Origin of the sequence: Tardiphaga sp. OK245, from assembly GCF_900108575.1 — a bacterium.
Classification (GTDB): Bacteria; Pseudomonadota; Alphaproteobacteria; order Rhizobiales; family Xanthobacteraceae; genus Tardiphaga; species Tardiphaga robiniae.
In genome coordinates this window covers 470,804-489,755 of sequence record NZ_FNWZ01000005.1, presented here as the reverse complement: position 1 = coordinate 489,755, position 18,952 = coordinate 470,804, and the positions used below count along the sequence as shown (strand labels likewise).

The window sequence follows — 18,952 nt, the reverse complement described above, 5'->3', positions numbered from 1 at the left end:
TGCTAGATTGGTAATTGGAACTGGGATTGCGCGTCGTCCCCCTTCGTCCGAAGTGTCGATAGCGACACACCGAGCAGCCGCACTGCTTTCGGCAGTGGCATTGAGCGCTCGAGAAGTGATATTGCGACCCGTTCGAGTTCTCCACGGTTTGATACGGCTGTCGGCATTGATTGGCTTCGTGACATGATTTCAAAGTCAGCGAACTTCACCTTCAGCGTGACGGTTCGCCCGCGGTTTCCGGTGTTCGCGCAGTGCTGCCACACTTTGTCGACCAGTGGCTGCAGCGCAGCGACCATGGCGTTGAACTCGGTGAGGTCGTCGAAGAAAGTGTTCTCGGCGCCGATGGATTTCCGGATGCGGTTGGCGCGGACAGGACGCTCGTCTATGCCGCGTGATATCCAGTAGTAATAGGTCCCGGCTTTGCCGAAGTGCGCTTCCAGGAATGTCAGCGACTGGTTCCGGATGTCGAGGCCTGTCTGGATACCCAATCCACTGAATTTGGCCGCAGTCGCCGGGCCGATGCCGTGGAACTTGCTGACGGGCAGCGTCTCCACGAAGGCCGGGCCCATCTCCGGAGAGATGACATACTGACCGTTTGGCTTGCGATGGTCGGAGGCGAGTTTGGCCAGGAACTTGTTGTAGGAGATGCCGGCGGAGGCGTTAAGCCCGGTCTCGTCCTTGATTTTAGCGCGGATCGCTAGCGCAATGTCGCGCGCTAGTCGAATACCCTGAAGGTTTTCGGTGACGTCCAGATAAGCCTCGTCCAGGGATAGCGGTTCGACGATCGGCGTGTGCTCGGCGAAGATCTCGCGGATCTGCTGGCTGATAGTCTTGTAGACCTCGAAGCGCGGTTTCACGAAGATCAGATCTGGGCACTGACGCTTGGCCGTAACGGACGGCATCGCCGAGCGGACGCCAAATTTGCGGGCTTCGTAGCTCGCTGCTGCCACGACGCCGCGCTCCCGTGAGCCGCCGACGGCGACAGGTTTGCCGCGAAGCTCTGGATTATCCCGCTGTTCGACTGATGCGTAGAAGGCGTCCATGTCGATATGGATGATCTTACGCTGTCGGATTTCCGGCGCGACGTCGTCCGTCACCGGGCCATCGGTTTCCATTTGCTGTCTCTGATCGCCAGCATCGCCTTCGCGACCGGAGTGGATGCGCGATCGGCGGAGCCCTCGGCCGCTGCCTCGACGGCGCGCCAGTCGATCAGGACGGTCCCGTCGGGAGCGACCTCGTAAAGGCCCACGCCCACCGGAACGCCCGAGATACGCTCGGTTCGGACAGGGCGCTGCGTGATGTCTTGCGCCGGCGCGGCGGCGGGCAGCATAATGGCGAGGGCGGCAATCCATTCACTGCGCATCGGCACCATCCTCTTTCTGACCTCGGGCGACGATCTTAAGCGATCCGTCTGGAAGCTTGCGCTGCAAATACTTGGCCTCGTCCCACGGGGCATTCATCCAGACGTCGATCTCCTCCTGCTTGGTGAGGATGGCAGGCATCGCTTTCGGATGGATTGCGAATACCTCGGTGTTGGCGTCGGTGGTGAGGAACGCGAATAGGTCGTTGGTCGTCTCGCCTTCCTTCACCTTCCGAACGGAAGTCCAGTTTGTCCACAGGCCGGCGAAGCAGGTGAGGGGGCGGCTCTCGTCGAGTGCGAACCAAATGTCGCCACCGGCATCCTTGTTGAACTCGCTAAACGAAGTGAACGGAACGATGCAGCGGTGCTCGGTCCCGTACCAGCGCTTCCAGTGGGCGCTCTTCACGTTCCGGATGTTGGTCGTACCGCCGTCCGGCTCCATCCGGAGTAATTCCTTGAAGTCGAACTGCTTGCCCTTCGCTGCCAGTTTGGCAGCGCGTTTCTGAGTGGCTTCGAGCAGTGCCTTCTGGGACGACGGCATCCCCCAACGCGCCAGCGTCAATTCCCGTCCGCCGCGGGCGTTGCGCACGATCGGTGCCGCATAGTCAGGGAAGATGCCTGACATTGCAGGCAAGTTCCCGGTGCTGTCGACGTCGAAATTGAATAGCCGGCGGATGGCGTCCTGGTTCTTCGTCATCGAATAGAGATTGCACATTATCAAGTGTCCGTTCGCAATTGCCGCGGTCGCTCGCCTAACTGTTGCAGCGTCGCGGACGGCCGCTTCCCGGCCTTTCTGCATTTCTCGCATCTTAGCTTGCTGGCGAGATCATGCACGAAGGTGGTTGGCGGACAGCGTAGCGCAGCGAGGTCGATGTTGTTTGGCGTCTTGCACCGCGAGCATTCAATCTCCAGCCAGGGGAAGCCGCCGTTGATGGCCTGATCAATCGTTGGGGAAGGATCTATCGGCTCACCGTCCGCCCACATGCGCTCGTTCCAGCTTTCGCAGAGAAGCCGATCAGCCTGCCTGATCAGGGCGTCGCCCTTCGACCTCATCTCGTCGGACTGGGTGGCAAGGATGGCAGTCATCCCGCGCGCTTTCCGGAGCTCTTTGCTCAGAGCTTTCCGGTCGCCGCCGGAGAGGGGCGTGGGATGATATTTCGGAGCCATATGGGCATCCAGGCGCGACGGTCAAAAAGAAGAATCAAAAATACTATGTCGTCTCAAATGACGGCCAGCACCCGTCTTCCTCAAGGCGTCCTGTGCGTTCTTGGCAGCCGTTGTCGAGCAACTTCTTGCCGACGTCTTTCCAGACGGCATGGGCTCCGTAGAGGCGCACAGCATCCACGGTCTGAATTTCCACGATGCGGTCGCACCGTCGGCAGGCGACACGCAGAACATGGCGTGGAATTTCCGATAGGCGCCGTTGCTGGATGGGAACGCCGGTGCAGATCTGACCGCGAGGATCCCGGACGATCGAGTCCCAATATGCTTCCGGCAGGTCGTCCGCAGGGCCGGGCATGGGGCTGGCAGGTTCGGGTTGCCGGTCTAGCTTGGAAGCCAGCTTTTCCATCTGTTTTGGCGTCGGCATGCGCCAGCTTGCGGGTCTGTCACTCATGCCTTCAATTAGAACATATCAAGAACAAAAGTCGAGTCCGTGGAGGTTGAATCTCCCCCTCTAAACGGCGGGTACTGGCCTGCGTTGAACCTATTGGCCACTTTAATTTCGGCAGAGGCGGATTTGGAGACGTTCTAAAGAACCAATTTCTCCTTCCCGCGTCACGCTATAGACGCGGAGGACGAGATGCATACAAGGCGCACAGTCAGAGAGCTTCGTGACAAGGTCGATAAGTATCGGGCCATGGCGCGTATGACCACTGATCCTGAAACGGCCAGACGTATTCTTGAACTTACTGACGAACTGGAACAACAGGCCCGTGACATCGAGCGCGGAAAGTGAGGCCGCCTCAGTGGGCGTCCGCTAGGGCACGGTATACGGAGCAGGCGTGAACAAGCACTCCGATTCCGTCAGGCCTTTCGTGAGACGACAATCCCAGAACTTCTCGACCATGATGCCCGCTATCAAGATAGCGAAACACACGAGACAAAATACTGCTAGCCGACTGTCAGCTTTCATGCCGGACATTTTAGCTGATGGCGAGAAGGGCGTCACGGGGGCAGCAGGACAACGAGGAAGCACGGGCACGGCTCCTGCTCTCGGTCCAGGGAAGGCTTGATCAACCTCGAAGGAGAAAGGCGTATGCGCCGAGCACCGCCAACCCGCCTACTAGCAGCCAAACGACCAGTCCGATGGTCAGCATTTTGGCTGGGACAGGCGTGTGATCGGTCTGTGGAGTTTCGTGCGGGGCGACGACTGTTTCTTGATCGGCTGGCATGACACATCCTTGTGGCCGCACCTTGCCGCCATGGATGAACGAACGGCTTGCAGATCATAACGTTCCCATGCCGCCATTTGGCCGGCGTCACTCCCAGGGCTTCACACCTTGTCCCACTAACCGAGTGTCGTGCCGACTTGGTTGGAACGATATGCCCGATCGCGAGCTTGTGCTGCTGCAGCGAGGAGATCACAAAATGACACACGAAACGCCACTACCGGCTGCCGAGCCGGCCGAGGATTTGAAAGATGTCGTCATCGATGGCGTCAAAGACGCCGCCGACCGGGTCAGCTCAGCGATCGACGAGGGCCGCAAGCCCGGCAGACCGTTGGACATTCTGGCAAAGGTCACACGGGACGCGCCATTGGGCGCCCTCTTGGTTGCTTTTCTTTTCGGGGCAGCGATCGCACGGCGGCGCCGTTGGTAGGCAGATGAGTTACGATCCCGCTCGCGAAATTGTCGACGGCTTGCTGAAACTAGGCGCGCTGAACGTCCAAATAGGTGTCTTGATGTCCGAGGCCGTCCTCGCGGCGGGCGGCTCCATCAGAAAGTTGTCAGCCGATATCGTTCCAGATCCGCCACCCTCCCAGGCGCAGATAGAAGCCGTCGCGCTTGTGCTCGAGCAGGAAATTCTCGGAAACTACGAACTCGGCTTCCAAGCCATGCTTCGGCTGAACTTTCCGCGGGATCGGCTTCGAGAAATCGCCGTTACAGCGCTGAATGCGGCGCGCGACGTTGCAGCCGCGGGGCAGCTTACGCACCTGCCGGGGAACGATGCTCGATAGCCGGTGTTCCAATGCGGTCCCGTCCGTTTAGAGCCGGAACTATCGCCATTGGAGCCATCATGTTTGCATCTACTCTCGTCGCAATGACCGAAGCTTCCCTTCTCGGCTTCGAAGCGAGCCGGGTCGTCGCATTACGTATGCAAGTTTTTATGCTTGGGGGGACGGCCGCATGGGATGAAGCTGATCTAATGGTCCGCGAAAAGACGAAAGCCTTCGGTCGGGCGTTCCTTGATCTTGCGGCCGGGTCATCCCAATCAGCCGTCTGCGCTGACCTCAGAACAATCGTGAAAGAAAACTACGATCGGCTCTCCGAACGGCACTAGCGGTACGGAAGGTCGCTGGTCGGACCCCGGAACGTTTCAGGTAACTTCACATTCAATCAGTGAGGCCGCGCCCCAACGCGGCTTCGAAAAGGCCCGTCGCATTGGAGTCCTCCGGTGCGGCGGGCTATTTGTTGGTCAGTGGGTGTTGGTGTCTTTCCACTTCTCCAAGTCCGGCTTTGGTGTATCCGGCAGGCTCGGGTCGGTGGTGTTCTGAGCGTTCTGCTTCCAGGGCTCGTTGCTCTGTGATTGGTTACCCCAGTCCTGCTTATCGCGGTCGTCTTCGCTTGCCGGGTTTGTTTTCTCGACGCTCATAGCCTGTCCTTTCTTTTATATGTTCATGACCTCGGGTTTAATCGTGCGTTCCCGGTTTGCGCGGAACGAATCCAATTCGTGCCGTTTGATAGGCATGAGAAACAATCCTGCCCAACTGGTTCACCTCGCTGTCCTTATGGAAGAGGCGATTCAGATTGCATGGGATTATCTGGAACGGGTAGGCGAGATCGAGGACGCCGAGTTCTGCTCGCACACTCTACTCCACTCGGTTGAAACCATGATACGGCAGGGGATACGGAGCCGCCTGTTACTCTCAAACAGAGCCATTGCTCAATACATGGAAGCTCTTGAAGCTCGCCCGCTTCGAGCGGCCTCCTAGAGGGGCCATGACGATGGTGACGATGGTAATGGGTGGAAATCAAATCTATCTCAGGCGCCAGCAGACGGGCGTTGGATGGCTCGTCGTAAAGTGGCTGGCTTATTGTCAGGCTGACAAATGTCGACGCTCGAACCGACAGCCTCAAGAGACGTAAAGGGCGACGATAATCTAGGACTTGGCGTTCTCGTCATTTTCCTGTTGGTGCTGGGCTTGCCTCTATTGCTGTTGTGAGCCAAGAGCTAGGCCACCGAAAGCAGGAATACTTCGATCGCATCGCCGGCCGTCCAAGGGTGGCAACGGCGCGCAGAACCGTTGCGCTGCTCTCAGCGAGGCTGATCAGTCGCGCGATGTCTTCAGGCGTCCAGGTCTTGTTAATCGGGCGTCTCGCCATGGGACCGATCTCGCGGGATTAGTCAGAGGCTGGAGTCGGCCAGCCCGTGACGCCCGTCGAGATGCTACGAACAGTGATCGTGTGAGGGGCATTTTTCTTGTGTATCGGACATGCCGCAAACATGTTAAAAACGACGCGAATGACCCGCAGCGGACATTTCTATTTTATAGATTGCGGGCTGTTCAATTGGGCCGCGCGTTCGATTTCGCACTGACGACTTAGCTCCGGGACCAACCGAAACACTCGGTCGGACATTTTTCTGATCTTAGGGACTGTCAGTCCTGCGCTTCTGCCGCCCTGCCAAACGCCGTAGCCTGAAATCCAGCTATTAGCGTAAGTGAAGAGATATCTTTCGAACATACTGGTGTTGGCGTAGATCGCGGTTCGGATGCAACCGCAAGTCTCGCGGTCTCTTATTGCTTCTCTCGGACACGTCAAAGAGACCAAAGCCGTGTTGGATTCAGGCGTCCTCAGATCGCTTATCGCGAAGGCATTTTCCGCGAAGTGGTACGGTCTATTTAGGCCCCACAGAAACCACAAGCTCAATCCGACCAATATGACAAGAAGAGCAAGTTTTTTGGTCATTTAGCCATTTCAGATTACCTGCCCCGGCTCCATCTTTGCCGGCGGCTCCATCAATTTTGTCCGCGCGGGCCCATGCTTTCCTTGCTCTTCGATCTCGTGAAACTTGACCAGTGTGGCATATCACGACGACCCTTAAGCGCGCGATTTATGAGTACACGCCCTAGAAGAGAAAACATGGTCCTGCATCCCGCCATATGGACGGCGGTGAGGGCTTCACGGGGGACTGGTCAGGAGGAAGGAACTCTCCACTAGCGTCCCCACCACAGCCCGATGCGCAGCAGCAGCTTGACGAACAAGTATAGTCCGAACACCGTCAGTACCGCGGCCGTGCCGAGAGCAGCCAAGAAATTAAGCGGATCGCTTTCGTAAGTGATCATACTGAATTGGCTCGGCCCCTCTGTACCGTGAGATCGACCGAACAACTCGCCCGTTGAGAACAAACTCGTCAGTTGAGACAGGCCAAACCACAGCATAAAGCCAATACAGCAGATACCGAGAGCGACTAACGTATTCTGCTTCAACATCGGCGGCATTTCATGCGAGTTTGATGCATCCCGCCATTTTACCCGATGGCGGGGAGGGCGTCACGGCGTTAGTGTGAGCCGAAATAGACCTTCACCGGCTCGGTCCATTGGGCGCCGTACTTCGTCTTGATGGTCAGCGTCATGCTCAATCCTTGTTTGTTCAGGAACGCGGCATCCAGCCGATTCTACGCTACGAATTTTTGAGTATGCGAAAGAACCTCTCTCTAGAATTGGGATTCTGCCGCTTGACCCAGTCCAGATTGTACTCGCCGTCAATCAAGACCCAGCCTGTCTTATTTGGCGCGTCGCCCCCGCTTAGCGAGTTAAAGGTGCAACTCGCCTGCTCTTGAATGACAGCGCCCACGGCATCCAAAGCCCGGTACGTGATCAGTGCTTCATACCGGACAGGCTGGTTTGATCCGATCATTTCCCTGCGATGCTCAGGAGCGACGGCCCGGCGTGGGTCAGCAAAAAATTCTTGATGGCTGAGTGCAGTGGGAATGATGGCGGTGCGATAAGGACCCGTCCGAGATCGGTTGCGCGCGCTATAGCCTTCCGCCGCGTTTGAGGCTCCGGCCATTGCACTCTTCGTTGACATCCGGTGCAACTTGGTGGCCGCAAGGCCTGCAGGCTCTGCTCAATCGTAGAGAGAAGTTGGCTCGGCATCTCCAAAGCGTCGTCGGCTGTGACGCCGGGATGGAGCTTCAGGAAACTGAAGCCGACGTTGTTATTGGCGGCACAGTGCGCGTCGACTGTTCCAGGGAGGCGTGCGACCGGTCTATGATGCCTATTGGAGTAAACGTTCTAAGGCATCGCCAACCTACATCCCGGGTCCGCATGAACCAGTTCCGCGTCAAGTGGTCGAGTGTCACTCCGCAGGCACGACTGCGCGCGGTCTTAGCCACAATTCCAAGCGCGTTGGTGCTATCGCGTTTCAACCCACCGGGAACCCCAAACTGAGTTAAGTTTGGGGACGCTGAGATCGTCCAGGATATACAGGAAGCCCCTAAATACAGGACCGATTTCAGTGCCGGAGTTGATGATGCTGTTTTTCGCTAAAGTCACGATCAAGTCAGCCTCTACGAATCCTACTGTCCGTGATCGACGAGCACTTGATTGCATGCTTTTGAGATGTTGGCGCGGTTTTGCTGCAGGCAGCTCAGGATCACTAAGTCACCTTGGTCAATGACCCGCGCGCAGAATTTTTTAACATCGGGCGCGCACGCGGCCTTTTCCTGATCGGTGCCTCCTTGCTGCGCGAGCACCGGAAAAGCAAGGAAAGAGGACGCCGCAGCTACAAGCGTGATAAATCTCAACATATTCATTCCTCGGTTGGCTAGTCTAAGTGCGCCATGTCCGGGTTGTTCCACCGCTGGGTGTTTGATCTCGCCCCAGGGCGCTGCAATGCAGATTTCGCGTTGAAATGGAACTATCCGAACACACTCGTCTTGTTCTGCATCACCGCGCCCGGACCCGAGCTCGCGGTACATTCAGCAGCATTAAACCGGAGAACTGTTCATGTGCGAACTTAGAGCCCTTTGTTTGACTGCCGTAGCGGCGTTGGCACTCGGGATGTCGATCCATCCGTCGTTCGCTCAGGGCGCAAATCCGGAGTTGGAAGCATGTCGGACAACCGGCTTGATCGCTCTTCGTGAACGAAATCCCGCGGTAAAAGATGTCACTTTTGATGTGGACGGGATGACCGTAGCGAAGGCGAACACGAAAGTTGAAGACACGCCCATTAGGACCATCGTCATCGGCGACGCTTATCTGGAGAAGGGCAAACAAGATACGCGCCGGACTTTCCTCTGCCTGATCGGCGAAAAGGGCAAAGTACTCTTGACGTTCTTCACAGACAAGTAGCGCGCGGAGGGAAAACAGACTGTGCGGCCGCTCTGAATTTGCCGCTGCGTTGCTCCGCGCAGCCATAATGTGATTAGACGGTGCGACGGGTGATGTCTGATCATCAGACCTAGGTATATCAAACCGGGTCAACCAGGACACAACCCAACTCCGCAATTGAACGGCGGTCAAGCACCTTGAAGTGGGTCGTTCCTGGCGACTGGCCGTCACGCCCGGCTCGATCGTCTTTGCGACGGCGAGGACGGCTTTCTCGACCATGTCGTCATCGACATTCGCCATCACAAGCTCGAAGGTTTCGCCATCAACGGCCGGTGCCTCGAGGACCAGCTCCGACACGGCCTCGGCTTGGACGGTCTCGATGGCATCGAGCGTGTCGATCACGCTCATGTCCGCTTCGGTGAGGGTGTCGATCGCCATCAAGGCGAAGCTGGTGGGATCATGGAAGTTAATACGCGAGGCGAGACCTGTTCTCTCGCAACCGCCCGGCACCGGCAGCGAAGTAGAGTCCGACCAGGACCTCCAGGCCCTATTTATTTATCGAAGCAACGGGCACATCCAGAGTGTAAGTGAAGCCCGATGGCGGGTAAGCCAGATGGACAGAGCCGTTCAACTGCTGCCCTAGCGACTCCATCATGCGCGTGCCGAAGCTTCGGCGTGTAGGCGAATAGACATGGGGGCCGCCGGTCTCTATCCATTTTAGGGAAAGACGCTGTGATGGACCGTCGACCGTCCATTCTATCTTCACGCGGCCCGCGGGGTCTGACAAAGCTCCGAATTTCGTGGCATTTGTGCAAAGTTCGTTGATTGTCATCGCCAGTGCGATCACCGCAGCCGAAGCGATATCAAGTTCCGGCCCTGATAGAACGAAGCGGCCAGCAATCTTCGTGTCAAAAGGCTCTATGGCCTTGCGGAGGGTCATTCCAAGCTCGGCGCCGGCCCAACTCACCTGCATCAGCAGGTCATGCGCTCGACCGAGAGCGAGAAGCCGCCCCTCAATCGCTTGCTGCGCATGCTGGATACTTGTAGCGGTTCGCAGGCTTTGCGACGCGATAGCGCTGACCGTCGCGAGCGTGTTTTTGATCCGATGATGCAATTCCCCAAGGACAAGTTGTTGCAGCTTATCGGCAGCTTCGCGCTCCTTCGCGTCTATCCCCGCTTGGGCGAGCAGTAACTCGGCGTCTATTCCGGCCTGTTCCAACAACAGTCGCAAGCTGTCGTTTTCGGCCGTCAGGGTTTCCTCGGCAGCAGAATGTGTGCCCGATGTCGGATTAGCAATCGAAGCTGCCTGTCCAGAGACAACTTCGAGCGCGCCTTTGCCGATCATGTCCTGCAGTTCAGCGATCATCTGTTTACTGTCAATGGGCTTACCAAAGAACCGGCTATTCTCAGGCTTCTCTTCAGCCGACGGATTGATCTGACCAGAAACAAGGATGATCTTGATGTCGGGCCATCTCTCATGAACCGCGTGTGCGAGCTTCAGTCCGTCGATGCTCCCTGGCATCTGGATGTCTGAAAACAGAAGCGAGATGTCGGATCGTGCTTCGAGCACGCTGATGGCCTGATCAGCATTGGTTGCTTCGACTGCAGTAAATCCTGCGTCTTCGACAATATCGACGGCGCGCATACGCAGAACCATCTCGTCTTCGACGACCAGTACGTTCGTTTCGCCAGTTGAAATCACCATAAATGCTCCTCGTTGCGGCGGGAGCATTGCAGGGCCCTCAGTCACCGAGTGCCTGTTGATTTGGAGGTGATGCCTGACTCGTACTCGCTCTACCGTTTGATGTCGATGTATTTATTCCCACGGATCAGGCGTCGGAGACGGAACTTAATATCATAGAGTGCATTGGCACGAGGTCCCCGCGAACGCCGGGAGACAAGGTAAATCATGACAGTTGCAAATGACGAGAAGACTCTGTGCGAAGTGCAGCGGCTAACGAAGGTTGCGCGCGCAACCGACGAGGGGATCTTGCGGGCCGATTAGTACAAGAGGGCGCAGCTGTCCCGAGAGCATCAGGCCAAATCTGCCGACGCTCCAGAATGGTAGGGCGGCGATCACCCCCAAAGGGTTCGCGAAGAAGCAACCTTCGCCTGGAAGCATCAAAACCTTGGACGGGCACTTCAATCCAAAGAAGTAAGGCCACCTGCAGCTTGTTTAGAATCTTGTTCGCAATAAAAAAACCGCCGGCATTTTCGCGCGGCGGCTGCCGGAACCTGTCAAAATAGATTGGTTCTTAAAACCCCCTCCGGCGAACCAATCAAAACACACTGATCCCGCCTGACGAAGAACCGTCTGGGTTCCCGCGAGCGGAACAGGATGGCGCGTTGCGATTGGACAACACCTTCTCAGCGGTCGAGAAAATCTCTCTCTCTTGGCACAAAGTGCACAGGACTTTTCCGAGCAGGCTCATAAAGTGTTCTCTCATCTGAGGGGCGGTCCATAAGCGTTCCCACAGCACAGGGAATACGACCTCAGAGATTATGAAGCACGCTGCCGACAGGTTCTCGAACTGCATCGATCAGGGGTTCTTTCGTCGCTGATTGCAGAACGGTTTGGAGTTAAGAGCCCTGCCGTAAACCGAATGGTCAGAGACGCCATCGCCAACGGAGAATGAAACGCCCCCGAGGCTCAGGGTTAAAAGGCGGGAGCCGCCATTCGAGCTGATGTCTTCAGCGCCGGTTAAGTTTTTCTTTAAGCTCTGGCGATGATATCGACGACGCGAATCGAACAAGGATCGAAGGGCACATGATCGGCGCTTCCCAGTTTGGATTGGTATCGTCACCTCAGGTCGGCATGCCCGCGCCGCCGTCGCAAATCTCGGATGCCGAGCTTCGCACGATCGAGACAATTGAGCCGCAAAAAAAGCCAACGGCCGAGGAGATGAAAGCCATATGGCTGGCAGATCATCCGGTGATCAGTCCAGCCGAGGCGTTCGCGTCGGGCGCAGAATTGGGTCCACCAAGCGGGGATGGCTTGGCCGACAATCAGACCAAAAACATTCACACCGAAATAAAAGTCAACGGCAAGGTTATCGCGAGAATCAACAACAGCGGTGCCGTCGAAATCGCCGACGAATACAGGTTTCTTGCCGACAAGGTCGATTTCGCCGGGGACAAAATGGTCGGTCCTGATCTTGCCGAAGATCGTGCAGGCCGGATCAAGGCGGTGTTGCAGTCTTTCGGCGCAGTGATCAACGACGAGCAGGATCCCGTCGGCACGCTCAACGCGCGGATCACTAAGGCACCGATAATCGAGCTTCTGAAAGCGAATACCGCGCTCACTCAAGAAGCTTGGCTTAAGGAAAAAGGCAAAGAGGTGCCACTCGATCCTGGCTCTTTTTTCTCGCGCATGGCCTGAGCTACAGAGCGCCGGGGCTCAGAACGATCAAGCAAGTCGTCACGCGGTGTAGGTGATCGCACGCACGTTGCCCGGAGTGCGGGAACCAGAGCCGGTCGCGTTACTTGACCTCCATCACTGCTCGGATTTTGGCTTTAATCAGTGATGAGAGCACAGCTCCCGCCCGCAATGGGAGCGCATTATGTGTGCCAAGTGCATCAGCCTGGAAGATCAGATTACTCGATATCTTGGTTTCGCCAGGGACGTAGACGCTTTAACGAAAGGGCGCATCTGCGATCTGGTTTTGCATCTTCAAAAGCAAAAAGCAGCAATCGTGCATGGCGAGGATACGGTCCAGCCGCTGGCTCTTATGTCGATTGCCCACGTCGGCAAGTAGTCAAATCAAAGTTTGACCCCTATCTCCTGCTCGCTGCGAGGTTAGACGTTCGCCGCGGCACTAGCTTGAGTAGAAATATAGCCTGACATGCAACCTTTGGGCGCTTAGACACTTATTGAAAGCCGACATTGGAGCGGCGATCAATGAACGCCTCATATCAAATCGATATAGAGCGAAAGATTCGGCTCACCGGCGTTGCCACCGAGCTGCGACAGTTTTCGACAAGCAGGCATGGAAACATCGAGGGATGGAAAATATCTCATCTGTTTCGTGACGCCCAAACGGTTGTACAGGCAGATGAAGCTGAACTGCGTTTGGCGATTTGGCGAGCGAAGGCGATAGCGCCCATCAAAGCCTGACTTTATTTGCGCTGGTGATCCTGGCGTGCACCAGCTTCTCTGGCGGAAGGGGCGGGGTGGCGCGGTGTACAGATTGCAGGTCCGGGGCCTCCGTAGAAGCGGGTAGCGGACCGGGCGGTGCAATGTTCTCAACATAAACCTTCATGCTCTCATTATGCGCGCATACTTCGCATTTAGCCATCATCCAAGGGCCTTACCGACTTCGCTTTCGTGATGTGCCTCGGCACTTTGAGATAAGCACGGAACGAGTCCGGTGACCCCACGTTCGAAAAGCAAGGGCTTCACGAACAGACAGGTTGTACTCCATGCAAAAGATTACGATGATCGGCGCTGCGGCGCTTCTCCTCGCGGCTGCCGCGATGACCAGTGCTTCCGCCGAGAAATCCCGCGCGCGCCATCCCAGCCAGAGCGTCACGGGACAGGGCATGACGACCGAATCCGGCCACACTTATACAGGTGGGAACGCCGCGCTGAAGGGCAACAATGGCAATTCGGGGCAGGGGGACAACTCGCTGGGCAACGTCAAGGGCGGCAACATCGGCGCCGGCAAGTAACATTTCGGAGGGACCATGAGCAAAGAAACTCCCAAAGATGATCCCCACACGGAGTCAGATTGGGCTCCAACGAAACAAACCGACAAGCCCTGGAGAGGCGTGCCGGAAAAGGAACAGTTTGATCAGGACCGAGAAAAGCCGGACCTTGAAAAGTGGAAAAGGACCGACACTCATTGACGATTGCGGCGGACTTGCATCGATCTTTTCGATGGGTCGACGATTGAGCCGTCCGAGCAATATGCTCGGGCGGCTTCTTTGCGAAAATGGTTTCGCGCCTTATGGATGGATGTCCACTAGACGGCGGCGTCGATCCTCTCCTGCGGTCTGGCCCACAGCTCGGACACGAATCGGTGCCTCCGGCAACGGCATTCGCGACGTCTTCGGTGGGGGACCGTCATCCTCATCAAGGGATCGGAGAGCTGCGAGAATATCACCGATCCTAACAGTCTCATGGGAGCCTGGAATCTGGCGCAGCCACGGCTTCCCTTCGACAGTAAACGCATCTGATGCCCAAGCAGCTAGGATGCATCTCTTTTGCAGGGCGTCTAAGAAGGGATTCGCAAGAACCTCCCGTGGGTGCGTGAAGGTGCTAGCGAGCAGAGAATTTGCGTGGATTTCATTCATCGACATGGCACTGCTTGTCATGTAGGGCCTCCTCACTCCTTTCGTTTAAAGGCGATTGTCGATGTAGATTTTCGCCGCGTTCGGTCAAGGGGTGAAGCTAAATTTTTTCGCACCCCCTCACGGCGTTCATCCCACTAACAAGGGAGAGAAAAATGGATTGGAACAGGGTCGAAGGAATTGGAAGCAGATGAAGGGCAAGGTCAAGGAGCAGTGGGGCAAGCTCACTGACGATGACCTCGACGTCATCAACGGCAAACGGGAGCAACTCGAGGGTGATCTTCAAGAGCGTTATGGCTAGGCCAAGGACCAGACCACGAAGGAAGTCGACGACTGGTATGGACGTCAGAGTTGGTAATCAGCCGCGATGGCCGCGGTCGTTTTAACCTGGGCGCAGCTGCCGCCGATCTAGCAGCTCGTCCCTACACTAAAGCGCTCGCTCGCTCCGATTCCGGTAGGCTACCACTGGTCGGGCTTTTATCTCGGTGTCATGGGTGGTTTCGGCTGGTCGGATCGCGTCAACGTCGGCGGTATCACGACACAGCTAGACCGGCTTGTTCGGCATTTCCGGTCACGCTTGAGGATAAGATTCGTTCATTCGGCGGTGTCGCCGGTCGCGTCGGTGTGACATCAGGCGCAGCGCGTTCTACGCCAAGGGCGGCTACGCATGGGCCGATATTCGCTTTTCGATCGCCGCCCTAGGCGGCAGCCTCAGCGAGAGCAAAGTGCTGTCGGGCTGGACCGTCGGCGCTGGCGTGGAATACATGTTCGCCCCCAACTGGTCGCTCAAGGGTGAGTACATCTATGCCGACTACGGCAGCGAACGCTAACTGACTGCATTTGCTTCCGGCGGTCTGGAGCTTGGTGCCACCACCCACCCTGTGAAGGGTGGCATCAACTATCACTTCAATTGGGGCGGCTCAAACTTCTAAGTCCGAACACTGAATTCAGCAGACCGGGGCCCGGCGAAAGCCGGGCCTTTTCCCTGCCTACGCATAATCTCGGCCAATGTCGGGAAGGCGTTACCGGGATTTGGTCAGAGGCTAGTGTCGGTCAGACCGCGACCACCGCCGAGATGCTAAGAACCGTGATCGCGTTGTGCAGCCTCTCGACAAACTCGACAGCGGTCTTGAGATTGGCATAGGTGCCGCCATTGCGCTGTTCGTTGACATTCGCGATGTCAGAACGGCTCGCGTCGCAGATGCAAGTAGCGGGGATTGAACTCGCCGCAGTCCGCCAGACCCGCCCAATTTCTGATGGTGAGAGACCCGCTCTTGAAGTCGGCAAGATCGGTGTCTCGAAGGTTGGCCAAAGCGCGGTTTACGGTAGCTAGCGACAGCCCGAGAGCCTCTCCCAGCTGATTAAGACCTATCGGCAGAATACACGTATCGTCACGCGTCAAGCCGGAAGCCCGCGATCGGTAGAAGAGTTCGCAGAAGAGATGAGCCATGCGGGCAGGAGCAGATCGCGCGCTGTTGTTCGTGATTGCCTCACGGAAGATGGCTGCGTCAATCAGGGTTTCACGCCAGATTGCAGCGCCAACCTTTGGCCTGCTATCGAATAACTTCATCAAGTCCCGATGCGGGACCGAGGCGACGACGGCCTTGCCGATCGCGCAGACGGCATGATCCATCACCTCGATGAAAAGACACTGTGAATCCGGCATGTCGCCAGCGAGATGAAAGGACAAATACTGGCGCGCGCCATTTGGCAGGAGATGATACCGAGCGAGCATCCCTTCGACGACGATGGCGGACACCTTGGGTCGATCGCCCTGCCGAATGAAGTCCTCATGACTATCCAATTCGCGTACAGAGCACGGCAGCCGGCGGATCTCCAAAAGGTCCTCTTGGCTCAGGTGCGAGTGCTCTTTCAGTTTTTTTATAAGGACGACTAGAGGGTCGATTGGAGCCTCCTACGGGCTGAACCTGTTCGGCTGCGCTCAGCATCCTAGTCATCTTGACGGTGGCTTCAACTCGCTCGAAAGCCAACCCTTGCTGCGCTCCATCGGATCGACCTCGCACTTTGAGCATCTGAACTCCGAATCTCCCTTTTCAAATGACGTCATCTTGCGACTGCACTTCGGGCATTTCGGCACTGTAGACCCAATAACTGTCATTGGGTTTGCTCGCGAGCGCTGATCTCGCGCCGAACTTCTCGAACACTTGCGAAATGCAGGCCAAGTTCACGAGCTCGCTTTTTGACGGAAGCCATTGGTCGCTTCATAGCCGCACATGCTCGTAGAAGCGTAGCCCCCTCTGCATGCAACTGTTTGAGCTTCTCCAAGTCCGCATCTTGCCATGCGCGGGTTATCAGCTGACGCTCATTCATGTCGGTTCCTCCAATGGTTCCTCGGGATGGAACCACAAGCCGGGAGGTGACATCGTATCATTTGACACGAATTACCGAGAGCGGATCTCAATGTTTTTGCGGTGCACCTTCGCCGTTTTGCCACCCGGATCCTTGCCACCCGTCGCGTCGTCTCCACGTTGCTGGCAATGTAATCGCGCTGGTGCCTTCCAGGGGCGGACTTCTGCATGTGATCGGTGGCGTCCTCGACCGAGGCTCATCGCGCAAGTTGAGGCAGCATAAGCTTGCGATCGAAGAGTGACATCCTTGGAAGCTAGGCAGTGCGCGTCGGGCCTGACCGGCTTGTCGATACTGGAGGGTGTTGTCTGGTTGCTCGAACAGCAACGTTAGGGAACATTGTCGCTTAAAGGCCCGGCGGGTAGGTCGCTCTACCGCCGGGCCGACCGAAGCGAGGCTTCTGGGGTCAAGATTCGGTCGCTGTCATCCTGCGTTAACTCCGACCGCAAATCCATCAGCCGTTAGATTGAGGCAACTCGCTCAATCCTATTCTTGAAAAGTGAACGTGGAACAACTTTGGAGCGAAGTGCCGTCGCTAACATCTTGCAGACGCACATCGGTTCGCCTTTGACGGTAGTGCACCTGCATGTGCCGCCGTAAGCAAATTTTATCAATCTGTCGATGTCCTGATCTGCTATCGCTGTTTCGATCTGATCGTCATAAGTCAAAAACGTGCTCCTCGCGGTATGATCAATCCGGATACGACACGGGAGCACGAAAGTTTCAGTTCTTTTCTGGATCGGGCATGCTCTACTTGCGCGACAGATCAGGTTTCGGCGAAGCCTCGCCATCGAGCCAGTCCGCTTCTTCGGCCAATGCGAGCCATGCCGTTTCCATGCGCTTGAACCGATTCCTGGCCGGCTCGTTTTCGGCTGCAGCAGCCATCTCGGCGCAGTTGAGTGCGTTCGCGCGGTAAGTGTCGGACTGTTTCATCCCGAAAGCCTACGTCGTCCGGAGGGCGTACGATAGCGCCGGCAGCAGGTGGAACTACTTCCCGGGTTGCGGCATAACTTTCCTATGAAATCAACGAAGTCGTTCAAGAAGCAAGCTGAGAAAGCCGAGGCCGTTGCTCATCGCTCGGAAGACACCGAGCATGCTGAGCGGATGCACGACCTGGCTGAAGCATTCCGCGCGCAAGCCGAGGCTCTGAAAGCTGAAAAGAAAAAAAGGAAGGTGAGGAAGTAGCTCCCCTTCACCGCAGACCGCAAAGGCTAGTCAAGCTTCTCAGAGACGATCACGCCAGTCTTCGGATCTGCGTGAAAGTCCATCTTTTGACCATTCTTGATGCCGTTACCTTCCCATCGGCCATCATCAGCCTCGAGCTTGGTAACCTGCGAGTAGCCGGACTGCAGGACCTTCGCCTTTACTTGCTCCATTGGCATCCAATCCGGTCCAGGCTGATCAGCTCGCGCCATAGTCGATGCGCCCATTAGCAAGACTCCTCAGAGAATAACTGCAGCAAGCCTGTTCATCGCAGCCTCCCTTGTTCTGTGTGAGCCAAATTAGAATACCGGAAAATCGTCCTTCGGTAGAAGGCTTCACTGGATCTTCCGATTTCCGGCCTCCGTCAGTTTGACCTGGTCGTCCACGATTTCGACGAGGCCCATCTCTAGGAGTTCGCTGAGTTGGTCTTCCGTGATCGGGGACAGCTTCAGCCGGCCGCCACCGATATCGCGGAGCGTCCAGTTGAGCTCGAAATCGTCTCTCCAGTATTTCATCTGATGGGGCCGTCGCCGGCAGAGGTTGAAAAATTAAAAGCCCGCCGGATCGTCCACGGGGGCTTTCACTATCTAATGCCGAAAACCAACGTAGAGACCAATCATGGTAATGGCCGATACCAAGATGAAGCAAAAAAGCCCCCACGCAATAATAGTGGCTTCATCTGGGGTATTCCGATTCGTCTTCTGAAGAACGTTCAATGGTCTCTCCCTGTAATCTCTGTCATCGGCGCTCGCATCTTGAGGCGAACTTGTGCAAAGCGTAGCGACGGTAGATCGCAGGGTCCAGAATGAATTGATGGTGCGCTGCAGCGTGGCGCGTAATCAATGGGCTGCCAAGGTCGGTAGGCGCCGCAAGCACCGCAAGCACCGCAGGCCCCATTGAAGGAACCAAAACACCGAACGCGCGATATAGGGGAAAACAAGGGAGGTCGTCATGTTGATGGAAGATGGAATTGGCGGACGGCCACTCGCCGGCGCACCGCGATTGGTCGCACAGACGGTCGACAAGCGAACAATTCTCGAGATGGAGATAGCCCTTACCAAAGCCTGCGAGGTCTTGCCGCGCGAGTTGGACAGCCACAAGAACCGCTGTTTCGTCGCCAAGAAAATACTGAAGCGCGTGAATGCGGGTGAGCGCACGTTCGGTGGCATGGTGTCTGCGGGTATGGCGGCAGTAGAGGCGCTACGGCGCAAGCAAGAGCAGGTTTGACGGCGCTTCCT

General features: G+C 56.7%; 26 protein-coding genes and 1 pseudogene. 12 read left to right on the top strand and 15 right to left on the bottom strand.

Translation table 11 applies throughout. The features are described from left to right. Positions 1-2: 2 nt before the first annotated feature. Genes dinB through BLW80_RS25430 form a run of 5 tightly spaced genes read right to left on the bottom strand, consistent with a single transcriptional unit; the run spans position 3 to position 2,975 of the window. Positions 3-1,115 (bottom strand): DNA polymerase IV, encoded by a 1,113-nt coding sequence (gene dinB, locus BLW80_RS25450; protein ID WP_093760800.1) that lies wholly within the window; start codon positions 1,113-1,115, stop codon positions 3-5. Beyond that, positions 1,094-1,363, bottom strand: a complete 270-nt coding sequence (locus BLW80_RS25445) for a hypothetical protein (protein ID WP_139285941.1) — start codon at positions 1,361-1,363, stop codon at positions 1,094-1,096. The genes dinB and BLW80_RS25445 overlap by 22 nt, the downstream gene beginning before the upstream one ends. Beyond that, positions 1,353-2,075: an SOS response-associated peptidase gene (locus BLW80_RS25440; RefSeq protein WP_093760796.1), complete on the bottom strand. Its 723-nt coding sequence runs from the start codon at positions 2,073-2,075 to the stop codon at positions 1,353-1,355. Before BLW80_RS25440 ends, BLW80_RS25445 begins: the two co-directional genes overlap by 11 nt. A 2-nt stretch (positions 2,076-2,077) precedes the next feature. Next, positions 2,078-2,527, bottom strand: coding sequence for a hypothetical protein (locus BLW80_RS25435; RefSeq protein WP_093760794.1), 450 nt, complete (start codon positions 2,525-2,527; stop codon positions 2,078-2,080). A gap of 43 nt (positions 2,528-2,570) precedes the next feature. Continuing rightward, complete coding sequence (locus tag BLW80_RS25430) at positions 2,571-2,975, bottom strand: hypothetical protein (protein ID WP_093760792.1); 405 nt, start codon at positions 2,973-2,975, stop codon at positions 2,571-2,573. Between the two features lie 974 nt (positions 2,976-3,949). Between BLW80_RS25430 and BLW80_RS25425 the strand changes: the two genes are divergently transcribed. From BLW80_RS25425 to BLW80_RS25415, 3 genes are read left to right on the top strand one after another with little or no spacing between them, the layout of a single operon-like run. Then, positions 3,950-4,180, top strand: coding sequence for a hypothetical protein (locus BLW80_RS25425; protein ID WP_093760790.1), 231 nt, complete (start codon positions 3,950-3,952; stop codon positions 4,178-4,180). A gap of 4 nt (positions 4,181-4,184) precedes the next feature. Further along, positions 4,185-4,538, top strand: a complete 354-nt coding sequence (locus tag BLW80_RS25420) for a hypothetical protein (protein ID WP_093760788.1) — start codon at positions 4,185-4,187, stop codon at positions 4,536-4,538. Between the two features lie 59 nt (positions 4,539-4,597). Then, entirely contained in the window at positions 4,598-4,861 is a 264-nt protein-coding gene (locus tag BLW80_RS25415) for a hypothetical protein (protein WP_093760786.1), read from the top strand. 135 nt (positions 4,862-4,996) lie between these two features. Here BLW80_RS25415 and BLW80_RS30520 read toward each other — a convergent pair whose 3' ends face one another. The 6 genes from BLW80_RS30520 to BLW80_RS25380 all read right to left on the bottom strand — a co-directional run bounded on the left by BLW80_RS30520 (position 4,997) and on the right by BLW80_RS25380 (position 10,560). Further along, positions 4,997-5,173 (bottom strand): hypothetical protein, encoded by a 177-nt coding sequence (locus BLW80_RS30520; RefSeq protein ID WP_170849799.1) that lies wholly within the window; start codon positions 5,171-5,173, stop codon positions 4,997-4,999. A 1,564-nt stretch (positions 5,174-6,737) separates the two neighbouring features. Further along, positions 6,738-7,013, bottom strand: a complete 276-nt coding sequence (locus BLW80_RS25400; protein ID WP_139285940.1) for a hypothetical protein — start codon at positions 7,011-7,013, stop codon at positions 6,738-6,740. 190 nt (positions 7,014-7,203) lie between these two features. Then, complete coding sequence (locus BLW80_RS30070; protein ID WP_139285939.1) at positions 7,204-7,593, bottom strand: hypothetical protein; 390 nt, start codon at positions 7,591-7,593, stop codon at positions 7,204-7,206. A 508-nt stretch (positions 7,594-8,101) separates the two neighbouring features. Further along, the gene (locus BLW80_RS25390; RefSeq protein ID WP_093761175.1) at positions 8,102-8,332 is read right to left on the bottom strand and encodes a hypothetical protein; all 231 of its coding nucleotides are present in this window, start codon (positions 8,330-8,332) and stop codon (positions 8,102-8,104) included. A gap of 139 nt (positions 8,333-8,471) precedes the next feature. Continuing rightward, the gene (locus tag BLW80_RS30515) at positions 8,472-9,293 is read right to left on the bottom strand and encodes a hypothetical protein (RefSeq protein ID WP_170849798.1); all 822 of its coding nucleotides are present in this window, start codon (positions 9,291-9,293) and stop codon (positions 8,472-8,474) included. 109 nt (positions 9,294-9,402) lie between these two features. Then, positions 9,403-10,560 (bottom strand): sensor histidine kinase, encoded by a 1,158-nt coding sequence (locus BLW80_RS25380; protein WP_093760778.1) that lies wholly within the window; start codon positions 10,558-10,560, stop codon positions 9,403-9,405. A gap of 1,062 nt (positions 10,561-11,622) precedes the next feature. Here BLW80_RS25380 and BLW80_RS25370 point away from each other — a divergent pair. The 7 genes and pseudogenes from BLW80_RS25370 to BLW80_RS30970 all read left to right on the top strand — a co-directional run bounded on the left by BLW80_RS25370 (position 11,623) and on the right by BLW80_RS30970 (position 14,974). Then, the gene (locus BLW80_RS25370) at positions 11,623-12,234 is read left to right on the top strand and encodes a hypothetical protein (protein WP_093760774.1); all 612 of its coding nucleotides are present in this window, start codon (positions 11,623-11,625) and stop codon (positions 12,232-12,234) included. Positions 12,235-12,415: 181 nt separating this feature from the next. Next, positions 12,416-12,610 carry a hypothetical protein gene (locus BLW80_RS25365; protein WP_093760772.1) on the top strand — a complete coding sequence of 65 codons (195 nt, stop codon included), beginning with the start codon at positions 12,416-12,418 and terminating at the stop codon, positions 12,608-12,610. Between the two features lie 143 nt (positions 12,611-12,753). Beyond that, entirely contained in the window at positions 12,754-12,969 is a 216-nt protein-coding gene (locus BLW80_RS25360) for a hypothetical protein (RefSeq protein WP_093760770.1), read from the top strand. Between the two features lie 305 nt (positions 12,970-13,274). After that, complete coding sequence (locus BLW80_RS25355) at positions 13,275-13,523, top strand: hypothetical protein (RefSeq protein ID WP_139285938.1); 249 nt, start codon at positions 13,275-13,277, stop codon at positions 13,521-13,523. Positions 13,524-13,538: 15 nt separating this feature from the next. Continuing rightward, complete coding sequence (locus BLW80_RS30510; RefSeq protein ID WP_170849797.1) at positions 13,539-13,700, top strand: hypothetical protein; 162 nt, start codon at positions 13,539-13,541, stop codon at positions 13,698-13,700. Between the two features lie 599 nt (positions 13,701-14,299). Then, positions 14,300-14,442 (top strand): annotated as a pseudogene (locus BLW80_RS25350) (CsbD family protein); the annotation flags it as partial. A gap of 298 nt (positions 14,443-14,740) precedes the next feature. Continuing rightward, positions 14,741-14,974 (top strand): outer membrane protein, encoded by a 234-nt coding sequence (locus BLW80_RS30970; RefSeq protein WP_139285937.1) that lies wholly within the window; start codon positions 14,741-14,743, stop codon positions 14,972-14,974. Between the two features lie 350 nt (positions 14,975-15,324). Here BLW80_RS30970 and BLW80_RS25340 read toward each other — a convergent pair whose 3' ends face one another. Further along, positions 15,325-16,002 (bottom strand): Crp/Fnr family transcriptional regulator, encoded by a 678-nt coding sequence (locus BLW80_RS25340; RefSeq protein WP_309948674.1) that lies wholly within the window; start codon positions 16,000-16,002, stop codon positions 15,325-15,327. A gap of 1,259 nt (positions 16,003-17,261) precedes the next feature. Then, positions 17,262-17,444, bottom strand: a complete 183-nt coding sequence (locus BLW80_RS25335; RefSeq protein ID WP_093760762.1) for a hypothetical protein — start codon at positions 17,442-17,444, stop codon at positions 17,262-17,264. 84 nt (positions 17,445-17,528) lie between these two features. Between BLW80_RS25335 and BLW80_RS30505 the strand changes: the two genes are divergently transcribed. Next, entirely contained in the window at positions 17,529-17,696 is a 168-nt protein-coding gene (locus BLW80_RS30505) for a hypothetical protein (protein WP_170849796.1), read from the top strand. 26 nt (positions 17,697-17,722) lie between these two features. Here the strand turns inward: BLW80_RS30505 and BLW80_RS25330 are convergent, their stop codons facing one another. Continuing rightward, positions 17,723-17,941: a PepSY domain-containing protein gene (locus tag BLW80_RS25330; protein ID WP_093760760.1), complete on the bottom strand. Its 219-nt coding sequence runs from the start codon at positions 17,939-17,941 to the stop codon at positions 17,723-17,725. A gap of 108 nt (positions 17,942-18,049) precedes the next feature. After that, positions 18,050-18,229: a hypothetical protein gene (locus BLW80_RS25325; RefSeq protein ID WP_093760758.1), complete on the bottom strand. Its 180-nt coding sequence runs from the start codon at positions 18,227-18,229 to the stop codon at positions 18,050-18,052. A gap of 436 nt (positions 18,230-18,665) precedes the next feature. Here BLW80_RS25325 and BLW80_RS25320 point away from each other — a divergent pair, with 436 nt between their 5' ends. Next, on the top strand, positions 18,666-18,941 hold the full coding sequence (locus tag BLW80_RS25320; protein WP_139285936.1) for a hypothetical protein: 276 nt from the start codon (positions 18,666-18,668) through the stop codon (positions 18,939-18,941). Positions 18,942-18,952 lie beyond the last annotated feature (11 nt).